Raw genomic sequence first — 15,118 nt, forward strand, 5'->3', positions numbered from 1 at the left:
TTATTGGTGTTGCCGGTGTTGCCCGTGTTGTCCGATTTGCAGATACTGCTGTATCAGTATCATGGCACCCGCTGCTGAATCTGCCTGCGGCTGTTGTATGCGCCCTGCCAGTTCTGCTGGCAGATATACAGACACGGCAACAGCCAGACCACCACACAGGGCAATCGGCAAATCACCAGAGGGGTCAAGCGCCTGCGCCATGATGGCAACCTCGGCACCGGCATCCAGCATGATGGCACGTGCCACGTCGACTTCGGCGGCAAAGCGTATCACCAATGGTGCCAGTTCTGCATATCGGGTCTGGTTGGCCTGCGCCAGCCAGGCAAAGACGGCGTCCTTGTCGCCACCACAATGTGCCAGCACGGCGCCGGAAAAGGGATTGGCAAGATCACGACCATCCAGCACGCGCTGCAGATGATTCACTGCACGCATGCCCAGCCACGCACCACTGGCTTCATCACTGACGGGAAAGCCCCAGCCACCCACTTCACGACGCTGCCCGCTGGCCAGCAATACTTCGCCAACGCTGCCAGTGCCCAAAGCAATGATTGCGCCAGGCTTGCCATTCAGCGCGCCCAGCAAAGTGGTATAGGCATCGGTTTCAGCGCAGACGGCACCAAAGCCGGGATTAAGGGCGACGAATTCTTTGGTCCAATGAATATTGTGTACACCTGCCAGTCCGCAGCCAACGGCAATTTCCTGCAACGGCGGCATGGCCAGACCGGCGGCAGCAAATGCCTGCTGCGTCGCCTGCAAGATGGATTGCCAGGCCTTGTCACGCCCCAGGGCCAGGCCAGACGGCCCGGCGCTGCCACGCCCCAGTTCCTTGCCTGCTGCATCAGCCAACACCACTCGCGTGCCAGTACCACCGCCATCGGCACCGACAAGATAACGGCAAGCCATGGCAGCAAGCGTACTGTGTACAGTATTCTGCCCGTCTGGTGTATGCTGATTTTCTGCTTGTTTATTCATTGATAAGTGAGCTATTCATGTTTTTTGACGCCACCAAACCAGCGACGCTACATCTGCTACCATTTCAGGCTTCACTGTAAGTTTTTTCCCTAGTGGATGTCAATAGGTATTTAAGTGGTATCTTCATTTAAAATGTAACGAAATTCCCGCCTGTCTTCACCTGACTCTAAAACCAGGCCAGTTCCCGCCAGCCGTTAAGCAAGTTGCAGTACAGCCACGAGCTGCATGCACCACGGTAAAGTACTTAGTCTTGGAATGATAACTGGCAAACACGGGATGCCTACGCGCGACTATGGCAAGCACATGCTGGCGTGGCATTCAAGTAATCAATATGATGATTTATTGAGGTGGTATTAGGGTGCTGATCGCCGCCGGACATCGGTGGTGTGCACGAAGGCATTGCTGCCTGTACATGGAAATATTTATTTGGATAATTTGTGGATAGGGAAATTGTGTAGTGCGGGCCAATGCACATTCAAATTTATAGATACGCAGATTTCAAAACGCCCATACGACATTCTGTCCGTCTGCTATCACTAATCCACATCACCCGGCCCAGCCGCTGGCTTTTTGCCGGTCAGCATGGCTTTGGCCAGGTTTTCGTGATGTTGCCAACTGGTGAATACGACGCCTGTCACGTGCAAGACTATCAGGCCGACCATGATCCAGGCGATGGTGACATGGGTGCGTACAGGCCAGGCGTAGCCCCACAGCAGATCGGTGCCCATGGCCCAGCCGGTCAATACGAGCACTACCACGCAAGATAGCAGCGCCACGACCATCCAGCCACCCAGGGGGTTGTGGCCGACGTAACGCGGTGCTTGGGCGCGCATGACCTGGCGCACATAATCCAGTGTCGCTGGCAGCGATTTAAGAAACTGGCTAAAGCGTGCATAGCGATTGCCCACGCCTGACCAGATCAGGCGTACTACTACCAGCAGGCCAGCGCCATAGCCGATATATTCATGGGCCACGCCAGTCTGGCCGCTGGTGAACCACGCCGCTGCAATACTGAGCACGAGTGCCCAATGGACGAGGCGCACCGTCAGGTCCCAGACGGGCATGTCCCGAACGGGCATGTCCCCAGCGGGCTGATTATTCTTCAACGCGTTCGAAGGTCACTGGGTTGAAGAATGCTTCAACGCGTTTGCCTTTAGGGTCTTTGGCGTAGACTTCGTAACAGCTGGTAGTTTGTTCCATGCGGCGGATTTGCCAGCCTTCTTTGGTCAGCTTTTCTTGCAATTCGGTATGTGGACGCCACTTGGCTTTTGGCTGGTCGGTGCATTTGACGTCGCCATGTGCCCAGGCACTGCTTGCTACCATAGCAAACGCCACCGGGACGATTTTTACAAAAATTGATCGTGTAATTGATCCCGTAATTATTCGCATACTTGATTGCATCGCTTACTCCTGACAAGTGATTTAAAACTTAGGTGATGGCCCAGCGGCGTAACAGATTATGGTACACGCCTGTCAGCGTCAGCAGTGCCGAATTTTGTGAGTCTACCGTCATGCTCAATTTCTGGATTGCCTGATCCAGGTCGTACAGCATGCTACGTTCTGTACCGTCACTGACCATGCTTTCTATCCAGAAAAACGAAGCAATCCGCGCGCCGGATGTCACGGGTGTGACCCGGTGCAGGCTGGAAGCCGGGTACAGTACCATGTCGCCCGCTGCGAGCTTGACGGTCTGGGCGCCGAAGTCGGTATCGATTTCCAACTCGCCGCCTTCATACTCTTCTGGTTCAGCCAGGAAGAGCGTGGCAGCCAGATCGCTGCGCAAGTTCTGGCCTGTGCCGGGCTGCACCATGATGGCGCTGTCAACATGCAGGCCATATCCGCCACCATCCTGGTAGCAATTGAATTTTGGCGGATAGATTTTTTGTGGCAAAGCGGCAGAAATGAAGACCGGATGCTGACCCAGATTGCGCAGAATATGATTGCCCAGCTTGATGGCAAGCTCAGAATTGTCATCTATCTGCAAATTGCGTTTGACCTGCTGCGCGAGGGTACCGGCAGTACGTACACCGTCCTGCCATTCGGCCTGATCAAGATGCGCCCTGAACTGCCGGACTTCATCCTTGCTCAAGACATTCGCTATCACAATCAACATACCGTCAGCCTTAATTATTGGTTAATTCATTGACAGCGAAGCAAAGCCTCGCCGCTGATGTCGCTAAGGGTGGCGCAGCCGGCCTGGGCCATGCACACTTCCAGTTCTTCGCGCAACAGTTTGATCATATGGGCCACGCCCAGGGCACCGGCAACACTCAGTGCATACATTTGCAAACGCCCTATGAGTACCGCATTGGCCCCCAACGCCAGCGCTTTGAAAATATCCGCACCAGAACGTATGCCACCATCCAGCAACAAAGGGAAATCGTCCCCCACCGCAGCCCGGATGGCCGGCAACACAGTCAGGCTGGCAGGTGCACCATCCAGGCTGCGCCCGCCGTGGTTGGAAACCACGACACCAGCAACACCGGCGGCCTGCAGCGCTCGAGCATCGTCGGGATGCAAAACGCCTTTTACCCATACCGGCAAAGACGTTTGCGTCATCAGCCAGGCCAGATCAGACCAAGTTGGCGCAGCCCGCATCACTCCCTGAAAAATGCGACTGCCCCCCGGAGAAAAGTCAGCCTCTGGCTCAGCAGATGCATCTTGCAGATTCACCGCCACGCAATCGGCGGGCATGCGAAAACCTGCTTTCAGTGCGCCTATGCTTGCCACCTGTATGGATGCATCCAGCGTCACCACGATGGCACTGAAACCTGCCGCCTCTGCCCTTGCCAGCAGGGCCAGTGTGTCATCACGACGGGTTTGAAAATACAGTTGAAACCACTTGTGTGGCCCCGCTGCATGCGCCACGTCTTCCAGGCGACAAGATGCCAGCGTGCTGCATACCATGCAGCTATCCATGGCCTGTGCGGCCCGCGCGGTATCAATTTCACCAGCCGGATGGGCAAGCTTCTGGAAAGCCACGGGTGCTAAAAGTATGGGATGAAGAAAGCTTTGTGCGCCCAATGTAAGGCGCGTATGCCCGTCTTTGACGTCGCGCAACACACGCGGATAGATGGACCATTGTGAAAACGCGGCCAAGTTGGCTGCCACGGTAAGATCGCGTCCGCTGCCACCGGCTACATAGGCGTAGCTGGGTTCTGCCATGGTACGCCGCGCCACGATTTCATAATCCTGGGCGCAGCGTATATCTGCCGGAATACCACCAGTGGCACCACCGGCGACTGGCTGATTAACAGAGCTGGACGGTTTATTCATCAATGGACAATTTCAACAAAGAACCCGTATTTTATCTGAATCACCAGTTCGCCTGGCAGATGCTTCACATTTCGTAGATTACATTTCGTAGTTCAGCGCGACGCGTACTGCACGTGCGTCACCTTTATACAAGAAGGCACCAGAACGGTACACGGCTGTGTAGTAGTCCTTGTTCGTGACGTTCAATACATTGACGCGGACATCAAAGCGACGTGAGAAGCGATATGCAGCAAACACATCATATGCCGTGAACGAAGGTACTGGTTGCGAGCAAAGACCAGCAGCTGTGTAACCTGCCGCTGTGTCAGGCTGACCACCGCAACGATCACTTTCATGACGTGCTGCACCACCAAACGAGAACGCATTGGTCAACTGGTACTTGGCCTGTATCGAGAAGGTTTTCTTGGCGAAGTTACTCAATGGATTACCAATGTTTGCCGGTGTAGAAGAAGCCAGCACTTTGGAATCCATGAAAGCCGCGCCAGCCTGTACGGACAAGTCTTCGGTCAGATTACCGCTCAGGCCCAGTTCCAGACCTTGCACACGATTTTTACCGGAATTGAATGTACCGACTGTGTCATAGTTGGCACCTTCCATCACATCAGATTTCTGGGTCTGGAACAAGGCTGCCGTAGCAAGCAATTTGTCGTCCAGCAGATTCCACTTCACACCCAGTTCATAGTTGATCGATGTTTCAGGCTTGGCACCAGCGATCTGGTTTTGATACAGAACAGCACCACCGTAACCACTGCTGGTACCGGCATCGGCTTCACCGCCGTTGATGTCCTGTGCGCTGGCAACAGAACCGTAGACGATCAGCTTGGGAGTGATTTTGTAGCTCAGACCCAGATGGCCATTCACCAGTGTGTCTTTGTAACCGTAGTCGCCAGTGATGGCGCCTGTCGTGTTATTGCGACGTGTCAGGTTCAGGTCAAAGGAATCTGCACGCAAGCCACCAAAGGCCGTAAATTTGTCAGTCAGATCAACGGTGTCCATCAGCGTCAGTGCCAATGCCTTGATATGCCAATCCTGGTTCCAGGTCAGACGGCTGGAATTACGGCCAGCCAGATTGCTCAGGTTAGCAACTGGTGTGCCATTGCTGTCAGTAAAGCAGAAGCCATTGTTGGCGCCAATGCCGGCTGTGGTTTTGCAATTGAATGTGCCAGTATTGGTAATGGCGTAGGTACCGGATACCACTTTGTGGTCAGCATATTCAGCACCGAAAATGAACTCATGCTTGAGGCCACCCAGCACTTTGTCCCAACGCAGATTACTCTGGTGTGCAAAGTAATCGATATCCTGCCAGCCAGTGTGGCCGCCATCGAGAACGCCCGTGGTGTAAGCCACACCGGTTGCACCGTTGTAACGCGTTGCAGAAGATGCACCTGTAGTGACATAGCCGTTGCCGGATTTACCGTAACGCGTCAGGCTGGTGAGCTTCAGGTCAGGCGCCAGCGTCCAGTTCACACGGGCTGTAACCGTGTCTACATCAGATTTCAGGAAATCATTTGCCTGGCCATACACTGGCACATTGGTTGCCGGTACACGGTTAGGCACTGTGCCAACCAGGTAGTAACCCAGATCCGGAGATGTATCCTTGGTGCGCAGACCATAGTAATCCAGCGTAACAGACAAATCCTTGCTGACTTCATACAGGCCGGACAAGGCAATACCCTTGCGCTTGCGGTTAGCAGGTGAACGGTCAGGCACGTCTTCATCGCCATACAGCACATTGGCGCGCAAAGCAAAATGATCGCCAAAACCTTTGTTGATGTCAGCAGTAACGCGGCGTTGTGAATCACTGCCGATACCTATAGAAACCCGCTCAAAATCATGATCCAGGGTAGCTTGCTTGGTGATAGCGTTGATCGCACCACCGGCAGTACCACGACCGGCAAAACTGGAATTGGGGCCTTTGGCAATTTCCAGCTGTTCGATCACGAAACTTTCACGTGTAGACATACCTGGATCGCGCAAGCCATCGACGAACACGTCACTACGCGCTTCCTGGCCACGGATGATGTAACGGTCGCCGAAGGCGTTACCGTTTTCGCCGGTACCCAGCGTAATACCTGGCTGTGCGCCCAATACCTGTTTCAGATCGGTCAGGCCAGAGTCATCAATCGCTGCACGGGTCAACACCGAGATGGTTTGTGGCGTTTCTGCCAGCGGGCGGGTGTGGCGGGAATCAGCAGATGATTTTGCTTTATAAGGAGCACCAATTTCAGCATTTGGATTGGATTCAACGCGCTTGCCCAACACTTCCACTTCCTGCAATTTCTGCGCATCTTTCTGTGTCTTGGCAGCAGGTGGCGTAGCTTCTTGCGCCATGGCAGCCATAGGCATGAACATCGCACTGGAAATACCCAATGCCAATGTCGTCTTTTTCATTGAATTAATGACCAGATCATCAGTAAGACGAAGGTTTTTTGGTTGTTTAAGGTTTGAGTGGTTCAAAACATGCCTCTGCTTGTGTATCGAAATTGATTGCGTGCGATGTCAATTTATTACTGCATTGCCATCTTCCATCCGCAGAATGATACACATGTTAACAATGAGAATCAATATCATTTACATTCGTAGTCAAGCCAAGGATTATTTTCAGTCAATACAGGCAACATTCAGACTTACTTATTCGACATCTCAAAAAGCCACCCCACTCTCTGTGGCAAGCAAGGGATCTTGTGGAATCACAAATACATGTTGCTCTTATGCATAACATTCAGGACAAGGCATGAGTAAGCTGCTTGAATATCTTTTACAGTTTGTTTCCTGCAATCCATATATAGTCAACACATGCGCCAGAAATGCGCTTATCAAAATAATTTCTGGTCAATAAATTCTTCCCCTCGCAACAGGCTGAGCAGGAAGAAAAACATTCTTCCTGCTTACGTATGACTTATCAAAAAACCCAACACATGGCCGGCACCTATGCGCGTGCCGACAAACTCATTTTTTCTGTATTGATCGGCATGCAGGTTTTCGCGTTTGCCATCGCCAACTGGTATGACACCTGGAGTCTGGCATTGTGGATGGGCATCCCCTTTCTGCTGATCTCTGGTTTCTTCACTTTTAAATTTCCAGGCGCTGTGTTGACACGATTAAGCAACGCTGTACTGTTGATGGCGTATTGCGCACTGCATATCCATCAGGCACGCGGGATGACAGAATTCCACTTCGGAATTTTTGCTTTTCTGGCGTTTTTGCTCATCTACGCAGACTGGAAAGTGATCGCGGCAGCAGCCGCCACCATCGCCATTCATCATGTCAGTTTTGATTATTTGCAGTCGCTGGAATTTGGCGTGTTTTGCTTCACCAAACCAGGGCTGGTGATATTGCTCATCCATGCCGGCTATGTTGTGGTAGAAGCCGCCGTACTGATTTACATTGCATCGATTATCCGCAATGACAGGATACAAGAATTTGAATTGAAGTCTTACACAGAAAGCCTGAACGCGGGTGGCGGCATCATTAACCTCAGAGACCATCCACATGACGCCATCAGCGATTCCGGCAAGTCATTGGATGCGGTAATCCAGTTACTGCAATCCACCATCGTGCAGGTATCGCAAAGCGCCCACACGATACATAGCTCATCCGAACAAATTACGGCTGACAGCAATGCACTGGCCGACAGTACCGAAGAACAATCCATATCGATACAGCGCACGGCATCGTCGATAGAATCGCTGACATCCAGTGTTGCAGCAAACCGGGAAAATTCTACCAGTGCCAACGAACTTGCCAAAGCAGCTTCTGAAGTAGCGCAACGAGGTGGGCATGTCGTCAACGAAGTCGTGCAGACCATGGATTCGATCAAAGACAGTTCCCGGCAAATTGTCGATATTATTTCCGTCATCGACGGCATCGCATTTCAAACCAACATCCTGGCGTTGAATGCCGCAGTTGAAGCCGCCAGAGCCGGCGAGCAGGGACGCGGCTTTGCCGTGGTAGCCAGCGAAGTCAGAAATCTGGCGCAGCGAAGTGCAAGTGCCGCCAAAGAAATCAAGGCATTGATTACCGATTCCACACAACGCATCGAACTGGGCAATACCCTGGTCAGCAAGGCTGGTTTAACGATGGAAGAAATCGTCGCCAGCGTCAACCAGGTGTCGCAGATGATCTCTGCCATTAATCAATCCAGCATAGAACAGGCAACAGGCGTCGAACAAGTCCATACCGAAGTCAGCACCATCAGCAACACCGTCAACAGCAACGCCAGCGTCGTCAACAACCTGGCAAGCGCTTCTACAGTCTTGCTGACGCAAGCCAATTCGTTGACGGCGATCATGGGGCAGTTTATTACGTCGGATCGGCAGGGGGTGAGGCGGTAGAAAAGCGAAACAAGTTCAGAGTGTTTCGCTTTTCATGAATCAAGGTTTCAGAATGTGCGTGTCCCCGTTATAGCGAACCCAGACTACAACATCCGTACAAATCAATACTTGGAAAAAATTGGCGTGTTGCCCACACCCGCAGCAATACTGTCGCCTATCGCTATTGAGTAACTATAATTGCCATTTGGGACTTTCGTTTTTTCCCATTGGATGCCGTCACAGCTGTAAAAAATATCATCGCCATCTCTAGTAAAGTTGGACGCAGAATCGACCGCCATCAATTGTCCACCGCCAGCAACCAGCGCATTACCATTTATCTGCAGGAAGGTTCGCCCCTTCGCGACAGTTTTCCAGTTGATGCTGTCGCTGCTGTTGGCAATATTGCCTAGTCCATCAGTAGCAACATACATGCCATTAAAATACCGCATGCCTGATATATACGAAGCCGGGAATGCCCCGTCGCCAACGATTTTCTGTTGCTGCCACGTATTGCCATCACTGCTGACATATACATTGAGACCTGCCCCAGTATAGAATTTTCCATTCGCAAATGTACTCCAGCCAAAGACATAAACTTTGAGATCAGCCGCATTTGCTGCGGCATGCCAACTCCGGGCATCTGCGCTCCAGATGATTTTGCCATCACCACCGACCAGTACAAATCTCCCATTACCATAGGACATGCTTTTGGGGTCAAAATTTGGCAGTGCTTGCAGAGATGGATTCGCGCTGTCGCCTATAATCACGTTATCCCAACTTGTACCATCGATCGTGCTTGATGCCATCATTCGATTATCCGTTAGTCCACCAGTCTGGCCTACCATGTAGATTTTTCCCAAGGCATAAGTCAATGCATAGCCACCATGTACACCGGAAGAAGCCACGTTAACCCAGTTTTCGCCATCCCGACTTATTACTGCCTTTCCGTACCCTATTCCCAAAAAAACGCCATTGCCATAGACAACATTATTAAAGTATTCCAACTTCTGCTTTACCCCATCCACCGCAGTCCAATTGCGCCCGAACTTATTGGTACAACCTTGCCCCGACACAATCCCGGAGTTGGCCCCACCCGTGGCACCGCCACTATTTGCAGAGCCGCCACTACCGCCGCCGCAGGCAGATAAAACAAGAGCGATAGAAAGTACTGCTGTATTTTGAAATTTCATCATGTCAGATTAAAAATGGACCTGCCTTGACTATCTTGCGTACCAGTCAAGTGAGTCTCGGGGAAGAGGAAAATAAAAATCAAGAAATAAGAAAGGCCAGTGATTGTAACAAAAATAAATGCAATTTAAACCACTCAACAACTCAACAATGCAAAGTAGTCGGCACCGCCGCCCGTATCATTTCAATAAACCGCCGCAGGCGTGCCGGGTAGAATTTTGCGTAGGGGTAGACCAAGCTTACCGGCAATGGTGTGGCCTGCCATTGCGGGGCCAGTTGTATCAGGCGGCCTGTGGCCAGATCGTCGACCAGTATCCAGGCGGAACCTATGCCTACGCCCAGGCCTTCCAGTGTTGCGGTACGCAGGGCGTAGAGGTTGTCTGTGCTCAGGCGCGGGGTGAAGGCCAGGCGCTGGATTTCTCCTGTTTGTACATGATGCAGAAAGACTTCATTGCGATAAAACGTGCGCAGCGATAACCATGGCAAGCCTGCCAGATCCATAGCATGTTGCGGCATGGGTCTACCTGCCAGCACGGATGGCGCAGCGACGACGATGCGTGGCACTTCGGCCAGCTTGATGGCTACCAACGACGAATCGGCGATTTCACCGACCTGGATGGCGCAGTCTATGCCGGCGGCGATAAAGTCTTGCAGTGAAGTGTCGTCATGCAGCAGCCATTCAACAGACACGCGCGGATAGCGCTTGAGATAGTCGGCCAAAGGCTTGATGAGGCGCTCTTGCCCAAAGGCGTGGGGTGCGACTACCCGCAGCACGCCTTCTGGCTCTTCATTGCTGCCGCGTATATCCGATTCCAGCGTGGCCCAGTTCACCAGCAGGTTTCTGGCATGTTCGTAGCAACGTTCACCATCTGCGGTAAGGCGCATGCTGTGGGTGGAACGATGTAACAGACGTACACCCAAAAACTGTTCCAGCGATTGCAGGCGGCGGCTGACGGTGGGCTGGGTCGTGCCCAACTGGACGGCAGCAGCAGACAGATTGCCCGCTTCAACGATGCGGACAAAGGTTTGCATCAGCTCTATGCGGTCACCAGCCCCTGTCATGAGGGCCGCTGTTGCGACATTGGCGACATTGACGGCATTAGCGACATTGGCAGTATTGTCGAGGCGGGAAGCGCGGGCTTTGGTCATACGTCAAATGTATAACAAATCTGCGAGCCATGCTACTACCGTTTTATTTTGCGGCGCAATACACTGCATTTACTCAAGCAGCCTTTGTAATCACCAGCAAAAAACAAGGAACAAATCATGTCTTCCATTCATAATTCGCATAACCAGAATATATCGGGCCAGTCTGGTCCTGCTCTGGCCTTACAGACACCAGCAACGGCACCTGTCTCTCATGCAGCAGCTGGCGCCAACGCAGTGCACCAGCAACCGTCATCATCGATGGTGCTGTTGCTGGCCAGTGGCGCCAGTCTGTCGGTGGCATCACTGTATTACAGCCAGCCCATGCTGGGTGTACTTGCCACAGACATCGGTGTCAGCGATCTGGATATCGGTTTTGTGCCGACCCTGACGCAGTTGGGCTATGCGCTGGGTATCTTGCTGCTGGCACCGCTGGGGGACAAGCATGATCGTCGTAACATCATCCTTATCAAGGCTGGCTTGCTGGTGGTGTCGCTGATTGCGGCGGCGTTTGCGCAGTCACTCAGTATATTGCTGATTGCCAGCCTGGCTATCGGGCTGACGGCGACCATGGCGCAGGATATTGTGCCCGCCGCGGCCACGCTGGCGCATGAATCAAGGCGCGGCAAGGTGGTGGGCACGGTCATGACCGGGCTGTTGATGGGTATCTTGCTGTCGCGTGTGATCAGCGGTTTTGTGGCAGAGCATTTTGGCTGGCGTACGATGTTTGTGCTGGCTGCTGCCGGGGTCTCGCTGATAGGTGTTGCCATATGGCGTGGCTTGCCGCATTTTGCACCGACAACCACCTTGAGCTATCGCGCCTTGCTGGGTTCACTGCTGGATTTGTTGCGCCGCCACGGCATGTTGCGTCGTGCCGCATTGGCACAGGGTTTGCTGGCGATGGGTTTCGGTGCTTTCTGGTCCACCCTGGCAGTGATGCTGCATGCAGAGCCGTTTCATATGGGCAGTGCAGTAGCGGGTGCCTTTGGTTTGGCTGGGGCTGTAGGTGCACTGGCCGCCCCAGTGGCCGGTCACCTGGCCGACAAACATGGGCCGGGCCTGGTCACCAAACTTGGTGCGGGCCTGACTGCTGTGTCCTTTGCGGCAATGAACTTCAGCCCTTTCTTGTCACCCACTGCGCAACTGTGGTTGCTGGGCATAGGTACGGTCGGTTTTGATCTGGGTGTACAGGCAACGCTGATCGCTCATCAAACCATCGTCTACAGCATAGACCCCGGTGCACGCAGCCGTCTGAATGCGGTACTTTTTGTCGGCATGTTCATCGGCATGGCATCTGGTGCTACTCTGGGCAGTGCCCTGCTGGCACAATGGGGCTGGACAGGTGTCACCAGCCTTGCGACTGCAACAGCGCTAGCAGCATTGGCGGTACGCTTTTGGAAGGTACCGGCTGAGAAGGCCTGATTGATCAGCCATAAAATATTGGTGCTACAGTTTTGGCTGTAGCGCCGATCATGTTGAAGCTGCCTGAAAAATATCAGCTTTTTTAAGCCAGTTAAGCAGGTAGTTTCAGACGATGCATACCCTTTGCATCCAGGCTGACATCCATCTTCACACCACGATAATCAGCCCGCACGGCTGCACCAGGCTGCCCCTGCAATATCGCTGATACCAACTTGCCACCCCGCCATTGCATATCGACGATCAAGCCACCGCGTGCACACATGCCCTTGACTTCACCTGATGGCCAGGCAGTTGGTAAGGCTGGCAGCAAGAACACTTCCCCTCCCCACGATTGCAGCAGCATTTCCAACACGCCGGCCGAACCGCCGAAATTACCATCGATCTGAAATGGCGGGTGGGCATCAAACATATTCGGGTAGGTGCGCCTGGGGCCGGTCAAGGCCTTTAGTATGCTGTGCGCATGGTCGCCGTCACCCATGCGCGCCCACAGGCAGATGCGCCATGCTGTGCCCCAGCCTGTGGCCAAGTCGCCGCGCTGGCGCAAACTATTTTTTGCGGCTTGCAACAAATCTGGTGTATCACGCACATTGATCTGGCTGCTAGGATAGACAGCATATAAGTGGGAAACGTGGCGATGATGTTGATCGGGGGCCTGGGTATCCCAGTCGTCAAGCCATTCTTGCAATTGTCCGGCTTTTCCAATCTGATCGATTGCTATGCGCGGTAGCGTCTTGGCGATGCGGACTGTCAAGTCAGTTTCTTGCTTCAGCAGGCGTGCGGCCTCTACGGTGTTTTTAAACAAGTCGCGCACGATCTGGCGATCCATGGCCGGGCCGGCACACAAGGACGTTCCAAACGGATGCGAGTTTTCTGGTGACAGTGAAGGGGATGTCACCAGGCCACGGCCTTTGGGGTCTTCAATCAAGGTGTCGAGAAAAAACCTTGAAGCACCAAGCATGACCGGGAACAGGCGCGCCAGCACGTCGGCATCGCGGCTGTAATCATAATGATCCCATACAGAGTTGCATAACCATGCGCCACCGCAAGGCCACAGGCCCCAGCGTGGCCCATCATTTGGCGAGGCAGCCCGCCACAGGTCGGTATTGTGATGCGTCACCCAGCCGCTGGCGTTATACATGGTACGGGCAGTCTTGGCACCGGTCACTGCCAGGTCTTCTACCAGGCGCAGCAATGGTTCAACGCAGGCACCCAGTCCTGCCGGGTCAGCGGGCCAGTAGTTCATCTGCGTATTGATGTTGATGGTGTATTTGCTGCCCCACGGCGGGTTGGTGCCTTCATTCCAGATACCCTGCAAGTTTGCCGGTTGGGTGCCTGGGCGCGAAGAAGAAATCATCAGGTAACGTGCATACTGAACATACAGGGCAGACAACGCCGGGTCGTCTGCCGTTTCGGCGGCAGCAATGCGAATGTCCGTAGGGTGTGCGGCCTGCGCCGTGCTACCCAGGTTGATGGACATGTTGTTGAACAGCGCCTGATGAGCGCGGATGTGTTCAGTCTTGAGCACCTCATAAGGTTTGGTTACAGCCTGTTCGGTTTGACGCCTTACAAGCGCAACCGGGTCGCCGCTGACATCGTGGTAATTGACATAGCTGGTGGCAGCGGCGATCAGTAGTGTCACTGTGCTGGCATTGCTGACTGTCATTCCACCCTTACTCAAGGCAAGTTTGCCATCGGTGAGTAATTTGATACGCAGGGCATAACGCAAACCGGATTTGCCGTCAGGGCCAGGTTCATTGCTACCTGTGATCAGGACGGCGTCTTTGCCTTCTGCTGCCATGCTGGAGCCAGCGCTCAGCTCGTCTGCCAATTCCGTCTTCAGCCAATCAACCGCTGCCTGTTTGATCAAACCATCGGCACCTTGATAGTCAGAAGACGGATATTTGACCTTGCGCGGGCTGCGGTAAGCCAGTTCAAGACTCAGCCGTGCTTGTTCCGCCGTCATATGCATGACGATGACCTGATCTGGTACCGAAACAAATGTTTCACGCACCAATGCGCCATCTGCTGTCTGGTATGTAGTAGTGTTGATCGCCGTCGCCAGATCAAGCTGGCGTTCATACTTCGCTGGCTGCACGGCACCGTTCAAGGTTAGCAACACGTCACCCAGGCTGCCATAGGGCATCAGCTTCAGAGGCTTGCCCATCATATAGGTGCCGGCGAGATCAGTCGCTTCTTTGAATTTGCCTTCAGTGATCAACCGCCGTACTTCTGGCAATGCTGCCCGCGCATCCGGATTGTCCGGCGTATAGGACGCACCTGCCCACAAGGTATCTTCATTCAGTTGCAGGCGCTCTTGCCCTACCCGCCCAAAAACCATTGCCCCCAGGCGGCCATTGCCGATTGGCAGTGCCTCTTCCCAGCACGATGCTGGTTGCCTATACCAGAGCGTGTTTGTGTTTTTTTTCGATTCACTGTTTTGCGCCATGACCAATGTTGGCGTGCCAGCCAGGCCAGCCATGCCCAGCATCAAATTGCGTCTGCTGCGATTGAATTTTGCGGTCGCCGCCATTTGATTGACAATGAACTTTTTGGTCATGATTTACTTCACTCCGTTGATAAGGGATGGCAAATACACACTAAACGAAACGACTGTTGATGGCTCATGGCATTACAGCAACTGCTAACAACGAAGTCAATTCTTTGCCGCGTAGCAGGCGAAGTAATCAGAACCATGACTGGCCAAGCCTGGCCATACGTGGCTATACATTAGGCAGCTGTTATTTCGCGATATAAATTCATCAATCAATTTTAAAAAATCAGCACTTGAAACGCGTTCAGGC

At 53.2% G+C, this 15,118-nt stretch carries 11 protein-coding genes; 2 read left to right on the top strand and 9 right to left on the bottom strand.

The window, feature by feature from the left end; all coding sequences use genetic code 11:
* From ACO0LK_RS20915 to ACO0LK_RS20940, 6 genes are all read right to left on the bottom strand, one after another.
* Positions 1 to 972 carry a BadF/BadG/BcrA/BcrD ATPase family protein gene (locus tag ACO0LK_RS20915; protein WP_422978463.1) on the bottom strand — a complete coding sequence of 324 codons (972 nt, stop codon included), beginning with the start codon at positions 970 to 972 and terminating at the stop codon, positions 1 to 3.
* 536 nt (positions 973 to 1,508) lie between these two features.
* Positions 1,509 to 2,036: a cytochrome b/b6 domain-containing protein gene (locus ACO0LK_RS20920; protein ID WP_422978465.1), complete on the bottom strand. Its 528-nt coding sequence runs from the start codon at positions 2,034 to 2,036 to the stop codon at positions 1,509 to 1,511.
* 31 nt (positions 2,037 to 2,067) lie between these two features.
* A complete protein-coding gene (locus tag ACO0LK_RS20925) occupies positions 2,068 to 2,295 on the bottom strand; it encodes a PepSY domain-containing protein (RefSeq protein WP_422978467.1) in 228 nt (75 codons plus the stop codon).
* Positions 2,296 to 2,401: 106 nt separating this feature from the next.
* On the bottom strand, positions 2,402 to 3,085 hold the full coding sequence (locus tag ACO0LK_RS20930; protein WP_422978469.1) for a Fe2+-dependent dioxygenase: 684 nt from the start codon (positions 3,083 to 3,085) through the stop codon (positions 2,402 to 2,404).
* 26 nt (positions 3,086 to 3,111) lie between these two features.
* Positions 3,112 to 4,248 (bottom strand): alpha-hydroxy acid oxidase, encoded by a 1,137-nt coding sequence (locus ACO0LK_RS20935; RefSeq protein ID WP_422978471.1) that lies wholly within the window; start codon positions 4,246 to 4,248, stop codon positions 3,112 to 3,114.
* Positions 4,249 to 4,326: 78 nt separating this feature from the next.
* Entirely contained in the window at positions 4,327 to 6,639 is a 2,313-nt protein-coding gene (locus ACO0LK_RS20940; protein ID WP_422978473.1) for a TonB-dependent receptor, read from the bottom strand.
* Between the two features lie 503 nt (positions 6,640 to 7,142).
* Here ACO0LK_RS20940 and ACO0LK_RS20945 point away from each other — a divergent pair.
* Positions 7,143 to 8,582 carry a methyl-accepting chemotaxis protein gene (locus tag ACO0LK_RS20945; protein ID WP_422978475.1) on the top strand — a complete coding sequence of 480 codons (1,440 nt, stop codon included), beginning with the start codon at positions 7,143 to 7,145 and terminating at the stop codon, positions 8,580 to 8,582.
* Between the two features lie 101 nt (positions 8,583 to 8,683).
* Here ACO0LK_RS20945 and ACO0LK_RS20950 read toward each other — a convergent pair whose 3' ends face one another.
* Positions 8,684 to 9,751: a hypothetical protein gene (locus tag ACO0LK_RS20950; protein ID WP_422978477.1), complete on the bottom strand. Its 1,068-nt coding sequence runs from the start codon at positions 9,749 to 9,751 to the stop codon at positions 8,684 to 8,686.
* A 142-nt stretch (positions 9,752 to 9,893) separates the two neighbouring features.
* On the bottom strand, positions 9,894 to 10,811 hold the full coding sequence (locus tag ACO0LK_RS20955) for a LysR family transcriptional regulator (RefSeq protein ID WP_422978613.1): 918 nt from the start codon (positions 10,809 to 10,811) through the stop codon (positions 9,894 to 9,896).
* Positions 10,812 to 11,015: 204 nt separating this feature from the next.
* On the opposite strand from ACO0LK_RS20955, the gene ACO0LK_RS20960 reads away from it, so the two are divergent.
* Positions 11,016 to 12,317, top strand: a complete 1,302-nt coding sequence (locus tag ACO0LK_RS20960; RefSeq protein WP_422978479.1) for an MFS transporter — start codon at positions 11,016 to 11,018, stop codon at positions 12,315 to 12,317.
* A 91-nt stretch (positions 12,318 to 12,408) separates the two neighbouring features.
* Here the strand turns inward: ACO0LK_RS20960 and ACO0LK_RS20965 are convergent, their stop codons facing one another.
* Complete coding sequence (locus tag ACO0LK_RS20965; RefSeq protein WP_422978481.1) at positions 12,409 to 14,874, bottom strand: glycoside hydrolase family 95 protein; 2,466 nt, start codon at positions 14,872 to 14,874, stop codon at positions 12,409 to 12,411.
* Between the last annotated feature and the right edge of the window lie 244 nt (positions 14,875 to 15,118).

The sequence above is a fragment of the Undibacterium sp. Ji49W genome (genome assembly GCF_049340205.1).
GTDB lineage: Bacteria > Pseudomonadota > Gammaproteobacteria > Burkholderiales > Burkholderiaceae_D > Undibacterium.

What these genes read in the sequence shown, in the direction of transcription:
- ACO0LK_RS20915 (WP_422978463.1), bottom strand. Translation starts at nt 972, where the DNA reads ATGAATAAACAAGCAGAAAATCAGCATACACCAGACGGGCAGAATACT.
- ACO0LK_RS20920 (WP_422978465.1), bottom strand. Translation starts at nt 2,036, where the DNA reads ATGCCCGTCTGGGACCTGACGGTGCGCCTCGTCCATTGGGCACTCGTG.
- ACO0LK_RS20925 (WP_422978467.1), bottom strand. Translation starts at nt 2,295, where the DNA reads ATGGTAGCAAGCAGTGCCTGGGCACATGGCGACGTCAAATGCACCGAC.
- ACO0LK_RS20930 (WP_422978469.1), bottom strand. Translation starts at nt 3,085, where the DNA reads ATGTTGATTGTGATAGCGAATGTCTTGAGCAAGGATGAAGTCCGGCAG.
- ACO0LK_RS20935 (WP_422978471.1), bottom strand. Translation starts at nt 4,248, where the DNA reads ATGAATAAACCGTCCAGCTCTGTTAATCAGCCAGTCGCCGGTGGTGCC.
- ACO0LK_RS20940 (WP_422978473.1), bottom strand. Translation starts at nt 6,639, where the DNA reads ATGAAAAAGACGACATTGGCATTGGGTATTTCCAGTGCGATGTTCATG.
- ACO0LK_RS20945 (WP_422978475.1), top strand. Translation starts at nt 7,143, where the DNA reads ATGACTTATCAAAAAACCCAACACATGGCCGGCACCTATGCGCGTGCC.
- ACO0LK_RS20950 (WP_422978477.1), bottom strand. Translation starts at nt 9,751, where the DNA reads ATGAAATTTCAAAATACAGCAGTACTTTCTATCGCTCTTGTTTTATCT.
- ACO0LK_RS20955 (WP_422978613.1), bottom strand. Translation starts at nt 10,811, where the DNA reads ATGACAGGGGCTGGTGACCGCATAGAGCTGATGCAAACCTTTGTCCGC.
- ACO0LK_RS20960 (WP_422978479.1), top strand. Translation starts at nt 11,016, where the DNA reads ATGTCTTCCATTCATAATTCGCATAACCAGAATATATCGGGCCAGTCT.
- ACO0LK_RS20965 (WP_422978481.1), bottom strand. Translation starts at nt 14,874, where the DNA reads ATGACCAAAAAGTTCATTGTCAATCAAATGGCGGCGACCGCAAAATTC.